A 20107-nucleotide genomic window follows, 5' to 3' on the forward strand; every position below is an offset into this window, starting at 1 on the left:
GGATTCAGTCACTAGATTACTTTATAGAGGTAACTGCCCCGAAAATGCCCCGAGAAATAAAAAAAGACCCAGCGCTTATGCGACTGGGCCTTCTTGGAGGTCTCGAGCGGATTCGAACCGCTGTAGGAGCTTTTGCAGAGCTCAGCCTAGCCACTCGGCCACGAGACCTTTTATTTTAATTACTCTTTAAGAAGAGCAGCAAGCATCAAAATTAACCTTTCCCGGTTATAAAGAAAAGGTGGTCAATAAATCGACCACCTTTAACTTTCGTTTACTGATTACTAAAACTTATTCTGCCTTGTCGTCAGCAGAAGCTGACTTTCCAGCGGACATCTTCTCTTTCAACGCACTCAACGCTTCCAGATCTCCCAACGTAGATTTTTCACTCTGCTGGTTGATGTTAGCGATCGTCTTGCCCTTTGGCTCAGCTTTCTTAGTCTGCTTCGCTGCCGCTGCCGGCGCTGCTGCTTTCTCTTCTTCTGCTGACCACATCGCGCGATGACTCAATGTAATGCGTCTGTCTTCCTTGCTGAATTCCAATACCTTGAAATCAAGGGTCTCTCCGATCTCAACCTTGCCATTGTCTTCCTTGCCAAGATTCTTCGTAGAACAGAATCCTTCGATTCCATATTGCAACTCAACTACCATTCCCTTGTCGTTCTTGTTGACGATCGTTCCCTTGTGAACAGTGCCCACAGCAAAGATCGACTCAAATGTATCCCAAGGATTCTCTTCCAAATGCTTGTGGCTCAATGCCAGTCTGCGGTTGGTTCCATCCAATTCCAATACCTTCACTTCAAGGCTGTCTCCTACCTTCACAAACTCTGAAGGGTGTTTCACCTTCTTCGTCCAGCTTAGATCTGATACGTGTACCAATCCGTCGATACCTTCTTCCAACTCAAGGAATAATCCGAAGTTGGTAAGGTTGCGAACGATTCCCTTATGTGTAGTACCTACTGCATACTTAGTAAGCACATCCTGTCTTGTCCAAGGATCTTCTGTCAATTGCTTGATGCCTAATGACATCTTGCGCTCTGCACGGTCGATCGTTAATACAACTGCTTCGATAGCATCTCCAACCTTGATGAAATCCTGAGGATTTCTCAAGTGCTGTGACCAGCTCATTTCACTTACGTGAATCAAGCCTTCAACGCCAGGCTGCAATTCGAGGAACGCACCGTAATCGGCAACATTCACGATCTTGCCCTTCACCTTTGAGCCAACCTGAATGTCGGCTGGAAGTGACTCCCAAGGATGAGGCGTAAGCTGCTTCATACCTAAAGAGATACGTTTCTTCTCATGATCGAAATCAAGCACAACCACCTTAACGGTCTGGTCAAGCTTAAGCATCTCTTCCGGATGCGCAATACGTCCCCATGAAATGTCAGTGATGTGGAGCAATCCGTCAACACCTCCAAGATCGATGAATACACCGAAGTTGGTCATGTTCTTGATCACACCTTCCAACACCTGACCCTTGTCAAGGTTTGTAAGGATCGCTGCCTTCTGTTGCTCAAGATCCTTCTCGATCAACACCTTGTGAGATACCACAACGTTATCGTTCGTGTAGTTGATCTTCACAACCTTCACTTCAATGTTCTTGTTAACATAGATATCGAAGTCACGGATAGGCTTCACATCGATCTGGGATCCTGGCAAGAATGCCTCGATTCCAAATACATCGACGATCAAACCACCCTTTGTTCTGCGTTTTACAAAACCTTCGATGATCTCATCCTTATCCAATGCTGTCTGTACATATTCCCAGCCCTTCACCAGCTTCGCTTTTCTGCGTGACAGAACTAATTGTCCCATCGCGTTTTCACGCTCTTCGATGAATAAGTCTACCTGGTCGCCGATCTTAAGATTCGACATGTCTTTAAACTCAGCCAATGGCACAAGACCATCTGACTTGAATCCGATATTCAAAATCACGTCGCGGTTGTTGATACCTACGACAGTTCCTTTTACTACTTCGCTGTTGTTTACAGTGGCAACGGTGCCAGAGTAAAGCTTCAACATGCTGTCGCGGTCTTTAGTGTTGTAACCTTCACCAAAACCTCTGCGCTCAAAAGTATCCCAGTCGAAACCTTCCAATGATACTGTGTTTGCAGATGCACTCTTGCGAGCGGTAACATCGCGTACTACGCGGCTGATACCCTCTTCTTCTTCAGCACGTTTTGCTGCTTTGAAAGCGGCAAGCTCATCGTTCTCGAGCTCAACTTCCGCTGTTTTCACGTCCATGTCTGCCTCAGCGCCTTTTACTGCAAGAGGTTTCTTTGGAGCGTCTGTCTTGGTAGCTTTCTGATCGCCACCTTTCTTTTCACCTTTAGCCATACAATTTGCCCTGATTTTACATGCAGACGGTCGGGCCGAAACGCTGCAAATTTGTGAGTAATACCGCCCTGAAACCTATCAGGATGGCCCTTTTCGATTGAACAGGGCTGCAAATTTAGTGAAAAGTTTGGAAATAGAGGGTGGAAAATGCACTAAATAGGTTGGTGATTAATACCAACCTGAGACAAGAAAAAATACAGGAACACGGACACACACGGATAAGAAATAGCTTTTGCTTCAGATAATGGATTAACAAGGATGCAGTTAAAGTTGAGTTCGAAGATCAGCAAAGCTGATATTTGGTAGTGCGGTTTATTTGAAGGCATGGACCATATTGTTGCGTACCTACGGCACGCTGGCCCAACTAAATCATACGATTTTCTACAAAGATTGAGTCCCGCTGCGACCAGCACCTATGTACATCTCTTATTGTGTTATCTATTTGTGCCTATAGGTTAACGGTCCCGGAGGACTAAATCTTTGTAGTCAACGAAGTCCAGAATTTGCACCGGCGTGCCGTAGGTACGCAACATTCTTTGCAGAGAAATTGCCTATAGCCATGCAGCACTAAGACTACATGACTATTCCAGATCTTCCGGCTTAAGCGTTCCGATCGCGTATTCAATCGCGATTCTCTGAAACACCAATTTGTATTCTGCCTGCGCTTTGTCAGTCAGCGCCTGCACATATACTCTGTTGGCATTCGTGAATTCAACAAAGCTCGTCACTCCAAGATTATAACGCTCGGTTTCAAGCTCCAACGCAAGTGCCGCCGCTTTCTCCTGATCCACGCTGATGAGATATGCTTTGCGCGATCCATCATAGTTGCGGACGGTGCGGATCACATCATTCTTGATCTGATACTCCAGATTCTTGCGGGTCAGCTGGGCATTTTCATAAAGCACTTTCTGCTGTTTTACATTGGCTCTGTTCTGCAGACCATTGAACAATGGTATTGTCAACTGCAAACCGTATTGCTTGTAGGCATTGTTGGTGCGGAACTGCTCATCAAAGGAACGTGGTCTCTGCTGATTCGCTTCTCTCCTGTTCTCGCTGATCTCAGCAATTGAATAACCTGAAGGTGTTGCAGGATTTGCAATCACCACCGGTGAATAATATGTGTTGGTAACAGAATCAGAAACTCCGTGCTGATAGTTGTAAGAAGATCCATAGCTGCCAAAGGCAATCAATGACGGCGCCAGATATCCTCTTGCTGCCGCAGTACCATAACGTGCTGCTGCTTCACTCTTCACAGCGCGGAGATAATCCCCGCGATTGATCTTTGCCTCTTCAGCAAGTCTTTCAATGTCAAGGGTGTCATATCCAAGCTGATTGAGATCCCAGTTTGGTTTCTCAACGTCATACAATTCCATCGGATCAATCAGAAGTGTCTGCGTCAATAAGGTCTTGTCATTGTTAAGATTGATCTCTGCCTGCACCATTCTCAACTCCGCAGCTTTGGTAAGAGCATCCTGATTGTATTCATCCACCGGAGAGCGGGCACCCAATGCAACCTGTTCTTTCACCTGTTGCAACTGCTTTTCCAATGCAATGTGATTCTCTTTGGCAATCTTCAAAAGCTCTACATCCAGCATCACATTCAAGTATTGTGTTGCTACGGTATTGATAACATCCTGTGCAGTACGTTTTACAAAATAGGATTGTGCATCCAGGGCATTGTGAAACTGTCTTACCTGGTTGATGCGGTTGAATCCACTGAACAAATTAATGTTCGCGCTGATGGATCCGCTGACGTTGTCACGAATACCATTGACAACCGTACCGGTATTCTGATTGAACGAGTTACCATTGTATTGGGAGGCAGAACCGTTCAGGTTTACGTTCGGTCCGATACCCGCAATACTTTGTACTTTTTGAAACTGACTCAGCTCAAGGTTGTTCTTTTGCTGATTGAGCAATACACTGTTCTGGCTTGCAATTTTTACAGCATCCTGAAAAGTGAGCACCTTGACCTGCGCTTCAGATCTTTCAACATTCAATGTGATCGTGCCTATGATGGCCAGGAAAAGTAACGTCCGCTTCATATCTTTTTCAAATTGTCTTTTACTGTCTTTCTTAGTTTAATATGTCTGACTCAATCGTTCCGTCAACCACCTTCACAATGCGCTTGCCGCGCTTTGCATTTTCTTCAGAGTGTGTTACCTGAATAATGGTGATACCTTCTTCATTCAGCTTTTGAAAAATGTCCATGATGTGCTTACCCTGATCGGAATGAAGATTTCCGGTAGGCTCATCCGCCAGCAATAGTTTTGGCTCACCAACAATAGCACGGGCAATGCCCACCAATTGCTGTTGACCTCCACTGAGCTGTTCAGGGAAAAGATCTTTCTTGGCAACCATGTTAAACCGGTCGAGCAATTCCGCTACCATGCTCTTACGCTGGCTTGCGCCAACGCCTTTATATAGAAGCGGAGTTTCAATGTTTTCATATACGGTAAGCTCATCGATCAGGTGATATGCCTGGAAGATGAATCCGATATAGTTCTTATGCATTTCGCTCTTCTGGCGTTCCTTCATTTTATGGACAGGCTCATCGAAGAAGTAATACTCTCCGGCAGAAGGTTCATCGAGCATCCCGATGATATTCATGAGCGAGGATTTTCCGGCCCCGCTGGGACCCATGAGGGTTACGAATTCACCTTGCTTAACCTCGAGGTCGATACTCTTGAGAATGAACGTACGCTGGAAGCGTGAATCAATGTACTTGTCAACATTTTGAAGCTTGATCATCTTATATTTTTTGGGTTTTTGCGCCCTGCCTACCTTCAGGCCCGGGTCCTAATGCCAATAATGGTGCCATCTGCACTACCACCTTTAGACGGCTGAATTATAAGAATAGTTTCGCTAAATACGTCCGGAGGTGAAAAAAGGTGTTCGATTCCGGGCGAGGCCGGAGTCAAAAATTGAATGGAAATTACCTCAGAAGACGACAGGATGCAGGATCACATCCACCCTGCGGTTCATGATCAACCCCTTGTAGGTCGTGTTTTCATAGACCGGATTCTCAAATCCCCAGTCCTTGATGTGAATCACCTTTTCAGGAATATCTTTTTGGATCAGCAATTCGAATACGGCTTCGCTTCGCATGCGGGAAAGGATCTGGTTAGAGCGACGGCTCCCGATGTTGTCGGTGTGACTGATCAACTGTATCTCATACTTGTCCAATAAGTTGGGAATGGAGTCCAGCCAGTGAGCAAGATCTGCCGCCTGGAACTCATCGATGTAAGCACTGCCTCCATCAAAGAAAATGCTTTTTCGTATCTGCTTGTCCTGTGCGAAGGAGGTTATGGAGACAATGAGAGTAATGGCAATGAATAGTTTCGCACTACGTGTGATGAGAGAGGAAACATGAAAGGTAAAAGCCTGAGCACTCATGCCTGCACATTAAATTTTCATTTCGGGCGGGCCCGATGATTAATCTCTAATAACTCATCCACACCACCTTTACATCCTTGCCCTTTTCAACGAATGTAACGATGATGATGTTTCCATAATCAGCATCGTCGAAGTTGGGATACTCACCTTTGTTTCCGGTAAGGTAATTGACGAAAGAAGGTGTAGTGTTGGAATGTCCTGCTACTACAACAGTCCCGCCTTTATTTTTCTGAATCAAAGCATCCAGCTCTTCCGGCTTTGGATTGTAGGTTTCGATGGTCAGATTTTTTGCGGTTGCCAGTGGCGCTACCGTATTCTTTGTGCGCTTATAAGGTGTTGAATAGATCGCAGTCACCTTTGTCTTGCTCAATGTCTTCGCGAGAAGTTCAGCGCGTTGCTTGCCTGCATCTGAAAGCTCAGGATCATTGCCGCCTTCACTTGCTTTCTCTGCATGACGCACGAGAATGATCGTGGTAGGAGATTGTGCAAAGCTGCCAATGCTGACGAGCATCAACAGAACAAATATTAATTTTTTCATTTCAGTTTATCGGTAAGTTCTTTTGGCACTGAGCAAGCTTCTTTCTGACGGGTGTCGGCAAGGTGAAATATTTTCCATTGTCCGGTACCATCTTTAAACAAATTAAAAACATCCACACCGCAATGGCTGAAGGTTGCATTCACATAAAAGCCATAGGGCACCCAGACCTGTGCAAGGTTTCCATCGATCTCCACTTTCGGTGACCAGATCAATTCATTCCAGACATCCTTATGTGGTGTTCCGATTGCTTTTAAGAAATCACCCAGAGCATTTGCCTTCATAGCAGGTTGGCCTGTCTTGTCAACAAAGACGGTATAGAAAGAAGGATTTGGACGAAAGGCAGAATGAGCGAGAGCGCTGTCACCTTTTTTCATCCCTTCAAAGAGGCGGTTGATAGGTTCCATGACTTTCTTGTCCTCCTGTGCGAAGAGAAAGACGGGTGATAAAAGAATGACGAAGAGTAATTTCAGCATATGGAGATTGTTTGTTTAAAGATAAATTTAAAAACGCATTTTAGCCACGACCATTCCGTGAGCGGCGGCGCCTTTGTGGTTGCTGCATTTGTCTTAAATTAGCCTTCCTAAACATCCCAAATGAATAAACGCACCTCTCTTATCATTATAGTATTGGCTCTTTTCGGGTCCTCTGTCATGGGCTCTCCTACCGACAGCCTTGAAAATGCACTTAAAACTGCACAGGGTGATAAAAAGGTGAAGGTGATGAATGAGCTCTTCCGGGCGTATATCTATTCCGATCCCGTCAAGGCCATCGGCTATAGTCATGAGGCCCTTACGCTGGCAACAGAGATCAATGATCAGAAAGGGATGGCAGCATCTCTCAACAACATTGGAATATCCTACAAGAACCAGGGTGCGCTGGATTATGCTTTGGAGAATTACATCAAAGCTTCCAATATCTATGTGGAGATCAACAACGGAGAAGGTATCGCTACCACGAAGAACAACATTGCTAACATCTACCTCCTGAAGAAAGATTACAGTCAGGCATTGAAATACTTTCAGGAGTCACACAATGGATTTATTGCCATGGGTGAAGCCGACAGGATCGTTGGATCGATGAATAATCTTGGAAACCTCCACAGCGAACTGCAGCTCTATGATCAGGCGATGACCTATTACAATGAAGCCTGGAAGCTGAGTGAGAAGTCGGGATTGAAGTTTGCAGATCCGCTGAGCAACATCGGAAATCTTTATTATCGTCAGAATAACTTTCAGCGTGCTGTTGAATTTTATGAACGCGCATTGAAGATCGTTATCGCACAGAATGATAAAGTGAGTGAGCTGGCATTGCTTGCCAACATCGGTGAAGTCTATACAAAAGGTAATCAGCCTGCACAGGCGCAGAAGTACCTGGATCAGGCCGAGGCACTGGCAGCAGAGATGAATGCCTCATTCTACCTGCCCCAGATCTGGAAGAGCAAGGCTTCCAATTATTCGAAACAGGGAAAGATGAGAGAAGCTTTTGATGCGATGGTAAAGTATGATGAAGCCCGTGAGAAAGTTTACGGTGAAGAAAGCAGTCGCCGCATTGCACAAATGGATGTAGCCCTGGAATTACAGGAGCGTGAAAAGGAAGTAGATGCCCTTGAAGCTGACAGCAGGATCAAAACACTTAAACTTCGCAATACACAGATTGTGATCACCACCGTGGTGATTGCGGCAGTAGCGTTGCTGCTGGTAGTGAATGTGGTCTATATGAGGAAGAGAATGAGGGCACCGCGCCGATAAAATTCTCTTATTTTTCAGCCTTCATTTCTAATTGTAATTCTCTCTATGATCTCACATTCCGAAGCCCGTACCATTCTTGAATCCATGACTCAAAATGTGAGCCTGTTGCGTCACATGAGAACGATTGAACTCGTAATGGAAGCTTATGCTGAAAAGCTGGGAGAGAATAAGGAAGAATGGGCATTGGCGGGATTGCTGCATGACGCCGATTATGAGCCATTTCCGGAAGAGCATCCAAAGGTTATTGTTGAAAAGCTAAGGAGCATGGGTGAAGAAAAGATCGCTCATGCTATTTCAGCACATTACACAAAATGGGGCGTGTCATATGATACCATACTTGACAAGGGACTGCTGGCATGTGATGAGCTGACCGGATTTGTGGTGGCATGTGCACAAGTGAGACCGGAAGGAATTTCAACGCTGGAACCCAAGTCGGTGATCAAGAAACTGAAAGACAAGAACTTTGCGGCGAAGGTGGACCGGGAAGAGGTCTACAAGGGCGTTGAACTGTTTGGGGTGGATCTGACGGAGCATATCGCTTTCATCATTGACGTATTAAAGAAGAATAAAGAGGAATTAGGCATATAAAAGCTAAAAATTAGTCGTTTATGGCTTTTGGGAATTGCCCTGAACGATTACCTTTGGAAATCTAAAAACAACAAGACTATGTTCGAGCAGGTAGCAGGCGACGGAGCCAACTTATTCATCCTCATCATCGCATTATTATTCGGATTTGTAAATGCGCTTGCCTATGTAGATTCCCGCAAGACTGCCAAGGAGCAGGAAGAGAAGGGACAGGGAAATTAATTATTGGTCAATGCTTTATAAGCTCACGCAGGTGAGATAAAAATATAAACCCTCTTTCGAGGGTTTTTTTATGAGATTGTATTCTGTTGTTTAGTGTCCTGATCCATTACCTGCAGGAGGTTGCTGGTAAGGAGACTTGTACATCGCTGGCCAGTCGGCCCACTTCACTGTCTTGTAATGATCTTCACCAATAAAGGTGATGATCTTATGAAAGTCTTCTGCCTTCTGATAGCCGGGAAGCGGCTGGATCATTTTGAATTCTTCATCCAGGAACACAACTGTTGGATATGACAATTGATTGTTGAGCAATGCCATCGCCAGCTGGTGAGTGCCGCGATTTCCTTCACCTATAAATTTGAAAGTGGTTCCGTTGAAAACGATGTCAGCAGTTTGTTCAGCATTGAACTTCACCGGGTAGAACTCTTCGTTGAGGACTTTGGCAACCTGCGCTTCACTAAAGGTATTCTTGTCCATCACCTTGCACCAGCCACACCAGTCGGTGTATACATCGATAAAAATCTTGCGTTTTTCAGTCTTTGATTTCTCTACAGCCTGCTCAAAGGTCATCCATTTTACGGGACTGGAATGCGTTTCCTGTGCAAAACTGACGGAAGAAATAGCCGTCAGGGCTATGAGCAAGTACTTTCTCATTGTGTTCGATTTCATGGACTGTTAACAAATATAATCAGAAAAGCGTTTCACCGGAAGGTTTATAAGTCTCGGGAAGTGGGGGTAACCTACCGGTAAGCGTAATAGTGCATTACCGTTTCGATGGCCTTTAGGATGGCCTGATTGATGGGATAAAAGTCTTTTGTGAGCAGATAGTCGATGCTGTGGAGCTGCATGTAGTATTCACTCATGACAGGAACCTCCCCTCCGTCTTCGATGATCTTTTCAGCCTCGTTGTAGGCAACGGCCTGTTCGGTCTTGATGATGGAGCACGTTACCAGTTCATGCATTCCATACTTATTGGTACGGGCCGAATAGCCGAACAGTCTGCAGATCATTCCGCGATAGACATACTCGGAACAAAGACCAGTGCCACCCTGTGTAGGATTTAAGATCAGGCAGATGGGTGCATCATTGGATTTAAGTTTTTCATACCACTCTTCTGAAGTTCCCTGCTGATGCAGATAAAATGCAAAGGGAAGAAATTCGAGAATGGTCGCTTCTATATCAGGTTTGAAGCAACACTTACCACAACCGAACTTGCAATGAAGACTTGACCCTGACTGGAATTTAGAGATCGCAGCATCGAGGTCTTTGAATACATTTTCGACTGCCTGAACTTTTTCGGGTAATTCCACAATGCAAAGAAAGAGATTAAAGAGGAAAGATTAAAGGAACCTTGTTCAGCGTCCCTTTAATCCCTGATCACAATCCTTAATCTTTCTTTTCGAGCATCTCTTTAACAGCACCGAGCAGCATTCCCCAGTTCGACTCAGACTGAGCTTTGGCTTCTTCTGTTTTCAATCCTGTCTGAGTGACAGCAAATACCGTTTTACCGTTTTTGAATTCCATCTCATAAGTGATGTCAGCATAATTCTCAGGGGTGTCTTCTGTTCCGGAGAGGTTGCTCCAGTAGTTATACTTGAGAAGCTTCTCTTTCTCTATGGCGAGAATGATGCCTTTATCTTCATACGGCTTCCCATCCCATTCTCCACTGAAGACAATCGGCTCTCCTACTTTCCAGGTGGATTTTGTGTCGGTGCCGAACATATACTTTTTGATCTGCACGGGATTGGTGACAGCATCCCATACTTCAGAAACTGGAGCGTTGATGGTAACAGATGTGTTGATACTGAAATTTGACATATGGATGATTTATTTAATGTGAGATTTAGTGTGAGAGAGTTATTGAACAACCGCTTTTTCGAAATACTGAAACCATTCTTTGACCGATTCTTCGTTGTTGATTCCCAGGACACCGAAGATATCTTTAGCGAACTCAACAGGCGCAGTGCCGTTGGCGGTGATGAGGTTTCCATTTCTGACAGAAAGTTTTTCGAGATAGAAGTCGTGACCACGATAAGATGAAGACATCGCATGAAGATATCCCAGGTCGTTGCTGGTATGTGCACGATCGTTCAGCCAATGGTGGTCGGCCAGGAAAACTGTTGCCCCACAAATAGCAGCAACCGGAATTCCGTTCTCAAGACAGTGCCTTACCAACGGTTCAATTTCCTTATTGGATCCTTTTTCCCAGGCAGTGCCACCCGGAAGTATAACGATGCCGGTGTTAAATGAGTTTATATCTTTTAAGTCTACTTCAGGAATGAAATCATAATCAGGAAGGACAGACATTCCACCCAGAGACTTCACCATTGTTTTCTGAATGGCAATTGTTTTTACTTCATAGCGATCGCTCAGGGATATCCCAACGGTGGCGTACGATGCTTCCCAATCGGAGAAGCCGGGGAAGATGAAGAGGTAGCAGGTCTTTTTCATAGTTCAGAGTTCAGGTGTTCGCATGAATGACAGTTCAGCATTTGATTTTGTGACATGTCGTTAAGTATTTATTCTTTGTTTACAGAATTCCGAATTGTACTTCTGTTGTGTTTGCCTCAGGATGGGTGAAGTCGACGTTGATATACAATTCGCGATGAACACCGGAAGGCTGCAGTTTATTCTCACCCAGAAAAGCGAAGATCTTTCCATAGGTATCGGGAAGCTTATCCCAGCTGCCTTCATGGATCACTGCCACGCATTTGAAAGAATCCGTTCTCTTGAAATGAAACAGGCCATCATATTCTTTTGGAATCCCGGCAACAGGAACACAAACCTCCAGCGTGAACGGTTTCTCCATATCGGTCAAACCGGTATAATGCCAGTGCACGGGTCCGGTGATCGGAATGAAACGAAGTACTGCCTCACGGAATATTTCCTGAGAGACAGGCAGGAACTTGGCAAGCTCACTAACCCTTGTTTCGGTACGGAAGAACAGGAAATTGACGGGTTTGATGTCTTTGATCTGCATAAATTTTAAAGTTTATGCTAATCAACGAACAGTGGGTGACAGCCCTATGTCAGTAGAAAACCGTGGATGAAAAATATTTCACAAAAAGAATGCCTTATCAGACCGCCAGAGCAGCCAGCGCCTCCACAACCTTGTCGACGTCAGCAAGGGTGTTATAAATGTGCGGTGACATACGGATTCCACCGGCAGGAGCAGCAGCAATGCCATAGGTGTCGTAAAGCTTTTGATTGATGTCAGCGGGAGTTTTTCCCGGCAGACCAACAATGGTAATTCCGGCAGAGGCCCCTTCCCAAAGTGGCGAAGCAAAGGTGGCCTGGGGAATGCGGGATTGAATGCGTTCCTTAAGATAACCATTGACCTTCCTTACTCTTGCCTCAATGACTTTCCTGCCGATGGTAAGATGCATGTCGATCGTTTCGGGAATAGCAAAGGCCGAAGTCTCATTGCGCTGACCCAGCACACAGAGTTTCTCATCTACTGTTGTGGTGGTGTCCTTCCAGCCTGCACTGAGAACATTTGGCCAGAGTCGCGCGATGTTTTCCTTTTTCACAAAGAAAATTCCATTTTCAAGCGGGCCCATGAGCCATTTGTGAGTGCTTGCGGTGTAGAAATCACAGCCGATCTCGGTGAGATTCAAATCCATCATTCCCAATGATTGCGCACCATCGATAACAGACAATATATTCTTAGCTTTTGCCAGTTGACAAATCTCTTTTGCCGGCAATGCTATTCCACTGACATTGGATATGTGCGAGAAAGCAATGACTCTTGTTTTTGCTGTGACGCTTTCGCGAATGGAGTTATCAACTCATCCACAGATTTTGGTTGCACCGGAATGGATATCTTCTTTATCACCAATCCAAAACGTCTGGCCTGTTGTTCCCATGCCATTCCGTTGGAGGCGTGGTTCTGATCCCAGATGATGATCTCATCCCCTGACTTAAGATCGAGACCCTGAACGATGATCGTGTTAGCTTCTGAAGCATTGCGCACAATTCCCACTTCCTCTTTTGACACCCCCAGGAATTGCGACATCTTCTCCAATGACTTTGCACGCTTTGCAGCGAACTGACTTCTGTATTGAAAGGAGACATCTTTCTCCAGGCCTTTCATAGCGGTATCTACAATATCATTGATATAATAAGGGCTTGGACAAAGATTCGCCGCATTGAACATGATGAGGTTCGACGGAACCATAAATTGCTTCTTGATCATTTCCCAGTAACGTTCATCAGAAGGATCTTCTGGTGATGATAGTGATTCCGCGGAAGCGAAGGAAAGATCATTCGCGAAAGCAGGAAGCGCAAGGGTTGCCATTGACCCGGTCAGCAGTTGTGTGAGAAATTTTCTTCTTTGATTGAGATTCGAAGACTGCTGATCCATGGTACTCTTAGTTTATTTATAATGACTTACACCGGAAGAAACATAATGCTCCTGTAGTTCTTCCACATATTCGATAATGATCTCTTTCAATTTTTCCGGATGCTCCACTTCAACATTGCTGCCATAGGACATCAGCCAGCGTGCCAGCAGATCAAAACGGTCCACCAGAAATGTTAATCGCAGGCTGCTTCCAAGATCTTCTTCAGAAATACAACCATAGACATATCTTCTCTGGCTGAGAACAGACTTATTGATTACCACTACTGCTTTTTCAAGTCCCTTGTAAGATTCCATCAATGAATGCAGATACTCCTGAAGGCTGACGAGATTGCGTCCGTCAAATTTCTTGTCGCAATTATTCAGTGACCTGATGCGGTCTGCTCTGAAATCGCGATAGCCACCACGAAGACGGCACCATCCTATCAGATGCCAGTGATCACTATAATACTGTATGCCGATGGGTTCGATCTCTCTTGTGGTGAGCTCCTCCTGGTTCGATTGATATTCTATTGCCAGCACCTCCTTCTGAACCAGTGCCCGTTGAATATTGGTAAGGAAGTTATTGGGGAATTCGGCGGTGTCTGGAGTTTGCGCCCGTGCCACCATCACTGATGACTGAAGCACTTCGAGATGATCTTTATCCACATCATTCATGACCGATTTGATCTTGAACAATGCTGATTCATATGCCGCGCGGATAGAGCGATCAGACATCTTTTCCACCAGCTTGTTGGCGAGCAGCATGGCGCTGGCTTCTTCCTGACTGAACATCACTGGGGGAAGATGATAGCCATCTACAATAAAATAACCGGTGCCGGCTTCAGAGCCGATGGGTACACCAGCTTCCATCAATGACTTCACATCGCGGTAGACAGTGCGGAGGCTTATTTCAAACCTGTCCGCAATCTCCTCTGCCTTCACAATCTTTTTTGATTGAAGCTGAACAAGAATTGCAGTAAGGCGATCAAGTCTGTTCATCTGTGAGTGGAAAATGCTGGTTGCTCACGCTAAACATAAGCAACCAGCTATTTATTCTTACCAGTAAATCGTATACAATGCTGCAATCAGTCCGATGATCAGCAATGCTATTGCAGTGAATGCCGGTGATGGCTTGAACATGCTGGCGTCAATTTCCAGTCCGTTGGTCTTAACCCCTCTCCTGTTCTCGATGTTGGTGATGATGCTCATACCGAGGATACACAGCGCGAAGACAAATCCCATGCGATCCAGGAATGGGATCTCATAGATACCGTCTGCGTTTGGAACTGCGAAGCCTATCGGTGCAAGGAATGACAGGTCAACAAACTGAGGCATTACTTTGAATATCAGAGAGAATAAGAATCCTCCGATGGTAGCAAACAATGCGGCGTTGGACGTAGTGCGTTTCCAGAAGAAGCCGAGGATGAACATGGCGAAGATACCCGGTGATACGAAGCCGGTATATTCCTGGATATACTGGAATCCCTGTTTTCCTTCACCCATTAATTTCTCACCGATCAATAATGAAAGGATCACGGCAAGGAACATCGATACGATGACGGCGATACGACCGAGGCTTACAAGCTTTGATTCAGAAGCCTCAGGGTTGATTGCTTTTTTATAGATGTCGAGCGTGAAGATAGTGGCAATACTATTCGCTTTACCTGCCAGTGACGCAACGATGGCCGCGGTCAATGCAGCGAAAGCGAGACCTTTCATTCCGTTCGGAAGAAGATTCAATAGTGATGGATATGCCTTGTTCACATCAATAATACCTTTTGAATCCAGCATCTCGGTAGCGAAGTATCCTTTTGAGTGAAGCATGTACGCTGCGATACCTGGTAACACGACGATGATCGGCATGAGCAATTTCAAGCCAGCGGCAAAGAGAAGTCCACTGCGTGCCGTTTTAAGATCTGCACCGAGGGCACGTTGTGTTATGTACTGATTACATCCCCAGTAATTTAGATTCGTGATCCACATACCACCGATTAAGACGGTGAGGCCGGGCAGATCCATATAGTTGGAATTGTCCCGTTTGAAGATCATGTGAAAGTGGTCGTTGGCTTCTGTTGTAAGAATGCTGAAGCCATTGAGAATTCCTTCCTGGCCTGCCTGTTGGGAGACGAGGTTCAATGCGATATAGGTTGCTACCAGTCCGCCGAGCACCAGGAAGAATACCTGGATAACATCGGTATAGCCGATCACTTTCATACCTCCCAGCGTAATGACAATCGAGAAGACTGCCAGGAGCATAATACATAAGTAGATATCAAAGCCTGTGATGCCGCTGATTGCAAGGGCACCCAGGTATAAAATGGACATAAGGTTTACAACGATGTACAGCATAAGCCAGAACACCGCCATGATCATAGCAACCGTTCCATTGTACCGCTGATGTAGGAATTGCGGCATGGTGTAGATCTTGTTCTTGAGATAAACCGGGATGAAGAATACAGCGACGATGATAAGCGTAACGGCCGCCATCCATTCATAGGTAGAGATCGCAAGACCCATTTTAAATCCTGAGCCAGACATACCGATCATTTGCTCGGCAGAGATATTGGATGCGATCAGAGAGGCACCGATTGCCCACCATGTCAGGGAACCTTCGGCAAGGAAGAAATCCTTTGAGTCGGCCAACGCTTTCTTTTTCCGGTTGTAGATCCAGTAGCCGTAGGATGTAACAATCACAAAATAGATAAGGAAGACAATGTAATCGAATGTAGCTAGTTGTTGCATAGGTTTTTTAGCTGAGCGCCGTAAGCATGAAGCTTAAAGTAGGGTTAGTCATTGTTGAGTTTATGTACTCCTTCCGAAAGGCGAACGGAGTAGAATTCAGGTTCATGATTAAAAGTAGTAAAATATTTTTTGCGAACCGTTTCTTTAAAAGATTCCTGCGCCTCGTTTCTGATAAGATTGATGGTACAACCTCCAAAACCGCCGCCCATCATGCGGGAACCTATGACATCAGCTTTGTTTTGCTCTCCCAGCATAACAAGAAAGTCGAGTTCCTGGCAACTCACATTGTATGATTTGCTCAAACCCCAGTGAGCTTTGTACATGAGATCACCCAGTCCGCTAAAATCTTTTTGCTTCACCAGCTCCCCTCCTTTTCTGGCGCGTTCAATTTCTTCCACGATGAAAAGACATTTAGTAAAAATGTCTTCACCCAGTTTTTCCTGATGTTCAAGCAACATCGCGCGAGTGACATCACGCAGGGAGTGAACTTCTTTGTACTTTTTTTGAACTGCCCACACTCCTGCTTCACAAGCTTCTCTTCTGTCATTGTATGCTGAAGAGCTTAGCGTATGCTTAACTTTAGTATCGATCAGTAGAAGTGAGTGATCCGGGAAATAGAAATTTAATGTTTCGTGGGTGAGACTTCTGCAATCCAGCAGCAAGGCACACTTATCTTCACCGAAGAGGCATGCATACTGATCCATGATGCCGCAATTCACTCCTGCAAATTCATGTTCCGCATACTGAGCCATCTGTGCGATGGTCAGCTTATCCAGTCCGAGGTGATAGAGATCATTCAGTGCAGCTCCAAATCCACAACACAATGCAGCAGACGATGACATACCGGCGCCGGCAGGAATATCTCCACCGAATACACAGTCCACGCCGCCGGTGAGAAGACCTTTGCGTTGAAACGCATCCAGCATTCCCATGATATAATTGAGCCAGGTTTCACCCGGATTCAGATCATGAATGGAGAATGAGACGCCTTCCTTAAAATCGTCGGCATAAATATTACACTTCTCATTGCCGCTGGAGGTGATGGCAAATACAAAAGCTTTGTCGATAGCGGCAGGCATAACAAACCCGTCATTGTAGTCGACATGTTCACCGATGATGTTGATCCTGGCAGGCGCTACGAAAAGTGAAGGCTTTTTATGAAAGCGAGCAACAAAGTCTTTCTCAATTTTTGATTTCAGTGCTGCGTTCATATTCATTCAATTCCTGAATCTATTGCTTTCGAAGACTGTATCCTAGACTTCCCAATAAAACAAGCAACAATATCCAGCCAAAGATCATGGTGATCTTGTTGCCCACGGTATAAGGCCTTGGCTCGAATACAAATTCAATGGTATGCGTACCCTTCGGAAGTTCCAATGCCCGCAAGACGTAATTGGCCCGCATGATGGGAGCTTCGACGTTGTCGATTTTTGCATGCCATCCCCATGGATAGTATATCTCTGAAAAGACAGCAAGACCCGCCTGTGAAGTTTGAGATTCATACTTCAGCCAGAATGGTTTTTTCTCTATCAGTTTGATACTGGCGAGTGAATCCGATGTGAGAAGATGGTTTGTTTTGAACTTTGATACATCGATAACAGCAACTTCTTTTGTATTGACACTTTGTGTTTTTATCAGTTCCTCGTTAGGGGAATTAACTTCCTCCACATTTTTCACAAACCAGGCAACACCATTGGCGGCGGGATTCGGAATTACGTTGGAGACATCCGGTCCATAAACAAAGTACTTTGTGTTGAGCATATTCAGCACACCAAACCTTTTGAATTCAGGAGCACCTTTCTGAAGAGTTTCGATCAGCTGTTCGGTCTGAACGCTGATAGCTGAATCATACAATTCCTGATACCTTTTTAATCTAACTCCATTGTAGCCACCCAGAGAATTGTGGAATTGAGAAGTTGCAGCGCTATAGAAATCCGCAATGTTCAACACACGATGATAGCTCTTGTCCTGAAGCATGGCCTCGTCCGCAGCAGTCGCAGTGAATTTTGTCATGTTGGTCTTACGCTGATAGTTTGCTTCTGTAAAGTATCTCTTATCCACTACTACCACATCGATGGTAGACATGATGATCAGGAAGGCAACAAAGCCGATGAAAGTTCTCTTTGGAACGTCAAAGTAGAGGAGAATAAAGATTGAGGTGATGAAAGCAAGAGATCTGAAAGCATCTGATCTCAGTAACGATTCACGATCTGAATGAAGGGCATTCAGGAACCAGGCAGGAAGATTTGCTTCATTGGGACGAGCATAGGAGAATGCTGATGCACCGACAAAAAATAACAAACACACTCCGCCGGTCAGACCAAATGCGATGATAAGTTTTCTCTTTACTTCTTTGGTTACACCTGTTTGCAGAATACTTTCCAATCCCATCATTCCAAGCAATGGAAGAGAAAAGAATACAATGACCATCACAAATGTTACGGATCTGAATTTGTTGTATCCCGGGAGGTAATCGAATATAAAATAGTTGAATGACTGAAAACTGTCACCCCAGCTCATGGCAATCGCAATACCGCTGACAGTCACAAGCCATATCCAATACTTCTTCTCTACAATAAAACATCCCAGCACAAAAAGAAACACGACGATAGCACCTTCATAGTATGGAGCCGACAGCGGCTGATCACCCCAGTAAGATGAAGAACGTTGCGCAAGCTGGTTGGCCATATTCTGATCTCCTGAGTTTACAAGTGCCTGATAGGTCTTGCTCTTCTCATCATTCACAAGAGCACTGAAGCTGCTTCCACCATAAAAATTTGGCACCAGTGCAGTAAGAGGTTCAAAGATTCCATTGCTATACGCAAAGGCATAGCTCTTCGGCAGGCCGGAGCCATAGGTATTCGTAGACGTTGTTTTCAGTTCAGATTGTCCACGCGTTGAGTATTTGCTGAATTCAGTGATCGCCCACAGCGGTCCAATAAATGTGCACACGGCAATGGCAGCGGCACCGACGAGGATGCCTATTGTTTTGAAAAATTCAACAAGCTTCTTTTCACGGATCGCTTCTACCAATTGAATAATCCCATACACGATCACGATGATCATGAGGTAATAGGTGATCTGGAGGTGATTTTCACGAAGCTGAAGTGAAAGTCCGGCAGCCGTAACTCCCAATCCAAGGATTCTGCGATTGGTAAACGCAAGATGAATGCCTGCCATCACCAGCGGCATAAAAGCAATGGCTCCGATACGTGCATTATGACCAGCACTAAGGCCGATGATCATGTAGGAAGACAATCCGAATACCAATGCCCCCGCGATGGCGAGATAGGGTCTTACCCGGAAGGCAAGAAGCATTATATAATAGGAGATGAAGGCAAGGAATATGTTACAGATCGGATGAGGCAGGAAAAGAGATAATGTTTTCTTGATGGCTACCACCACGTCGTCACTCCAATCAAGATTGACGAGGTATGCTGGCATTCCACTGAACATCGTCCCGGCCCAAAGACCTTCGTCTCCAGTTTCTGCGCGATAATCCCTGAGTTCCTGACTTCCCCAGATAAACTGGGTAATGTCATTCTGGTTCAGGGTCTTGTTTTCAAAAAAAAATGGGTTGAAAAAAGAGATGGTGACAATCAAAAACACCACTATGGCCAGCACGTGCGGCAAAATATCACTAAAGCTTATCTTCTTCATGCGTTTAAAAGATGCAAAATATTAACTTTAATTGGCTTAAACCTCCACTCATGAAATCAAAATTCAGTCTGTTGCTGATCTTTTGCATCCTTACCGCTGCTTGCGACTATTTAAAGAGACCCACCTTCGACGTAAAAGCAGACGAGGCTGCTATCCGGGCGATCCTGGATGCAGAACAAATTGCCTGGAACAACGGCGACCTGGAAGCTTTTATGGAAGGCTACTGGAAATCCGATGCACTTCAGTTCATGAGTCAGCGGGGTATCAATCACGGATGGCAGGATGTGCTTGAGCAATACAAAAAGGCCTATCCTGACCGTGCGTCGATGGGTACCCTCGGTTATGAAATCCTGAAGATCACTCCCCTTTCACCAACCACTTTTGTAGTGAGCGCCAGCTTTCACCTCACACGTGAGGTCGGTCCGATGGATGGAATGATCACACTGATCTTTCAGAAAATTGATGGGAAGTGGCTGGCGGTATATGATCATACCTCCTCGTTGATCAAGTAATTCAGTGGTGATGATGAGCTTCATCCAT

Annotated in this window: 21 protein-coding genes and 1 tRNA gene; 4 read left to right on the forward strand and 18 right to left on the reverse strand. The window is 45.2% G+C overall.

What is annotated here, in order from left to right:
- Nucleotides 1-94 precede the first annotated feature (94 nt).
- The 7 genes from HOP08_18985 to HOP08_19015 all read right to left on the reverse strand — a co-directional run bounded on the left by HOP08_18985 (nucleotide 95) and on the right by HOP08_19015 (nucleotide 6744).
- A tRNA-Cys gene (locus tag HOP08_18985) sits at nucleotides 95-168 on the reverse strand.
- Between the two features lie 120 nt (nucleotides 169-288).
- Complete coding sequence (rpsA, locus tag HOP08_18990; protein ID NOT77014.1) at nucleotides 289-2244, reverse strand: 30S ribosomal protein S1; 1956 nt, start codon at nucleotides 2242-2244, stop codon at nucleotides 289-291.
- A 674-nt stretch (nucleotides 2245-2918) separates the two neighbouring features.
- Entirely contained in the window at nucleotides 2919-4382 is a 1464-nt protein-coding gene (locus HOP08_18995; protein ID NOT77015.1) for a TolC family protein, read from the reverse strand.
- 31 nt (nucleotides 4383-4413) lie between these two features.
- Nucleotides 4414-5088, reverse strand: a complete 675-nt coding sequence (locus tag HOP08_19000) for an ABC transporter ATP-binding protein (protein NOT77016.1) — start codon at nucleotides 5086-5088, stop codon at nucleotides 4414-4416.
- A 189-nt stretch (nucleotides 5089-5277) separates the two neighbouring features.
- Entirely contained in the window at nucleotides 5278-5733 is a 456-nt protein-coding gene (locus HOP08_19005; GenBank protein NOT77017.1) for an OmpA family protein, read from the reverse strand.
- Nucleotides 5734-5779: 46 nt separating this feature from the next.
- Nucleotides 5780-6271 (reverse strand): histidine phosphatase family protein, encoded by a 492-nt coding sequence (locus HOP08_19010; protein NOT77018.1) that lies wholly within the window; start codon nucleotides 6269-6271, stop codon nucleotides 5780-5782.
- Nucleotides 6268-6744, reverse strand: coding sequence for a hypothetical protein (locus HOP08_19015; GenBank protein NOT77019.1), 477 nt, complete (start codon nucleotides 6742-6744; stop codon nucleotides 6268-6270). The genes HOP08_19010 and HOP08_19015 overlap by 4 nt, the downstream gene beginning before the upstream one ends.
- 120 nt (nucleotides 6745-6864) lie before the next feature.
- Here HOP08_19015 and HOP08_19020 point away from each other — a divergent pair, with 120 nt between their 5' ends.
- The 3 genes from HOP08_19020 to HOP08_19030 all read left to right on the forward strand — a co-directional run bounded on the left by HOP08_19020 (nucleotide 6865) and on the right by HOP08_19030 (nucleotide 8826).
- The gene (locus tag HOP08_19020; GenBank protein NOT77020.1) at nucleotides 6865-8019 is read left to right on the forward strand and encodes a tetratricopeptide repeat protein; all 1155 of its coding nucleotides are present in this window, start codon (nucleotides 6865-6867) and stop codon (nucleotides 8017-8019) included.
- Nucleotides 8020-8067: 48 nt separating this feature from the next.
- Complete coding sequence (locus tag HOP08_19025) at nucleotides 8068-8607, forward strand: HD domain-containing protein (protein NOT77021.1); 540 nt, start codon at nucleotides 8068-8070, stop codon at nucleotides 8605-8607.
- 78 nt (nucleotides 8608-8685) lie between these two features.
- Complete coding sequence (locus HOP08_19030) at nucleotides 8686-8826, forward strand: hypothetical protein (GenBank protein ID NOT77022.1); 141 nt, start codon at nucleotides 8686-8688, stop codon at nucleotides 8824-8826.
- Nucleotides 8827-8916: 90 nt separating this feature from the next.
- Here HOP08_19030 and HOP08_19035 read toward each other — a convergent pair whose 3' ends face one another.
- The 11 genes from HOP08_19035 to HOP08_19085 all read right to left on the reverse strand — a co-directional run bounded on the left by HOP08_19035 (nucleotide 8917) and on the right by HOP08_19085 (nucleotide 19567).
- Nucleotides 8917-9477, reverse strand: coding sequence for a DUF255 domain-containing protein (locus HOP08_19035; GenBank protein NOT77023.1), 561 nt, complete (start codon nucleotides 9475-9477; stop codon nucleotides 8917-8919).
- 86 nt (nucleotides 9478-9563) lie between these two features.
- A complete protein-coding gene (locus tag HOP08_19040) occupies nucleotides 9564-10133 on the reverse strand; it encodes a YkgJ family cysteine cluster protein (protein ID NOT77024.1) in 570 nt (189 codons plus the stop codon).
- A 76-nt stretch (nucleotides 10134-10209) separates the two neighbouring features.
- Nucleotides 10210-10641, reverse strand: coding sequence for an SRPBCC domain-containing protein (locus tag HOP08_19045; GenBank protein NOT77025.1), 432 nt, complete (start codon nucleotides 10639-10641; stop codon nucleotides 10210-10212).
- Between the two features lie 39 nt (nucleotides 10642-10680).
- Nucleotides 10681-11274 carry a glutamine amidotransferase gene (locus tag HOP08_19050; protein ID NOT77026.1) on the reverse strand — a complete coding sequence of 198 codons (594 nt, stop codon included), beginning with the start codon at nucleotides 11272-11274 and terminating at the stop codon, nucleotides 10681-10683.
- 79 nt (nucleotides 11275-11353) lie between these two features.
- Nucleotides 11354-11803, reverse strand: a complete 450-nt coding sequence (locus tag HOP08_19055) for a hypothetical protein (GenBank protein NOT77027.1) — start codon at nucleotides 11801-11803, stop codon at nucleotides 11354-11356.
- 97 nt (nucleotides 11804-11900) lie between these two features.
- Nucleotides 11901-12599, reverse strand: a complete 699-nt coding sequence (locus HOP08_19060; protein ID NOT77028.1) for an aminotransferase class V-fold PLP-dependent enzyme — start codon at nucleotides 12597-12599, stop codon at nucleotides 11901-11903.
- Nucleotides 12530-13186 (reverse strand): aminotransferase class V-fold PLP-dependent enzyme, encoded by a 657-nt coding sequence (locus HOP08_19065; GenBank protein NOT77029.1) that lies wholly within the window; start codon nucleotides 13184-13186, stop codon nucleotides 12530-12532. Before HOP08_19065 ends, HOP08_19060 begins: the two co-directional genes overlap by 70 nt.
- 12 nt (nucleotides 13187-13198) lie before the next feature.
- Nucleotides 13199-14164 (reverse strand): YafY family transcriptional regulator, encoded by a 966-nt coding sequence (locus tag HOP08_19070; GenBank protein ID NOT77030.1) that lies wholly within the window; start codon nucleotides 14162-14164, stop codon nucleotides 13199-13201.
- A 57-nt stretch (nucleotides 14165-14221) separates the two neighbouring features.
- On the reverse strand, nucleotides 14222-15907 hold the full coding sequence (locus HOP08_19075) for a sodium/solute symporter (GenBank protein ID NOT77031.1): 1686 nt from the start codon (nucleotides 15905-15907) through the stop codon (nucleotides 14222-14224).
- 44 nt (nucleotides 15908-15951) lie between these two features.
- The gene (galK, locus tag HOP08_19080; GenBank protein NOT77032.1) at nucleotides 15952-17118 is read right to left on the reverse strand and encodes a galactokinase; all 1167 of its coding nucleotides are present in this window, start codon (nucleotides 17116-17118) and stop codon (nucleotides 15952-15954) included.
- A 19-nt stretch (nucleotides 17119-17137) separates the two neighbouring features.
- Nucleotides 17138-19567, reverse strand: a complete 2430-nt coding sequence (locus HOP08_19085) for a hypothetical protein (GenBank protein ID NOT77033.1) — start codon at nucleotides 19565-19567, stop codon at nucleotides 17138-17140.
- Nucleotides 19568-19617: 50 nt separating this feature from the next.
- Between HOP08_19085 and HOP08_19090 the strand changes: the two genes are divergently transcribed.
- Nucleotides 19618-20079 (forward strand): DUF4440 domain-containing protein, encoded by a 462-nt coding sequence (locus HOP08_19090; GenBank protein ID NOT77034.1) that lies wholly within the window; start codon nucleotides 19618-19620, stop codon nucleotides 20077-20079.
- The last annotated feature ends 28 nt before the right edge of the window (nucleotides 20080-20107 follow it).

The organism is Cyclobacteriaceae bacterium, from assembly GCA_013141055.1.
Classification (GTDB): domain Bacteria; phylum Bacteroidota; class Bacteroidia; order Cytophagales; family Cyclobacteriaceae; genus ELB16-189.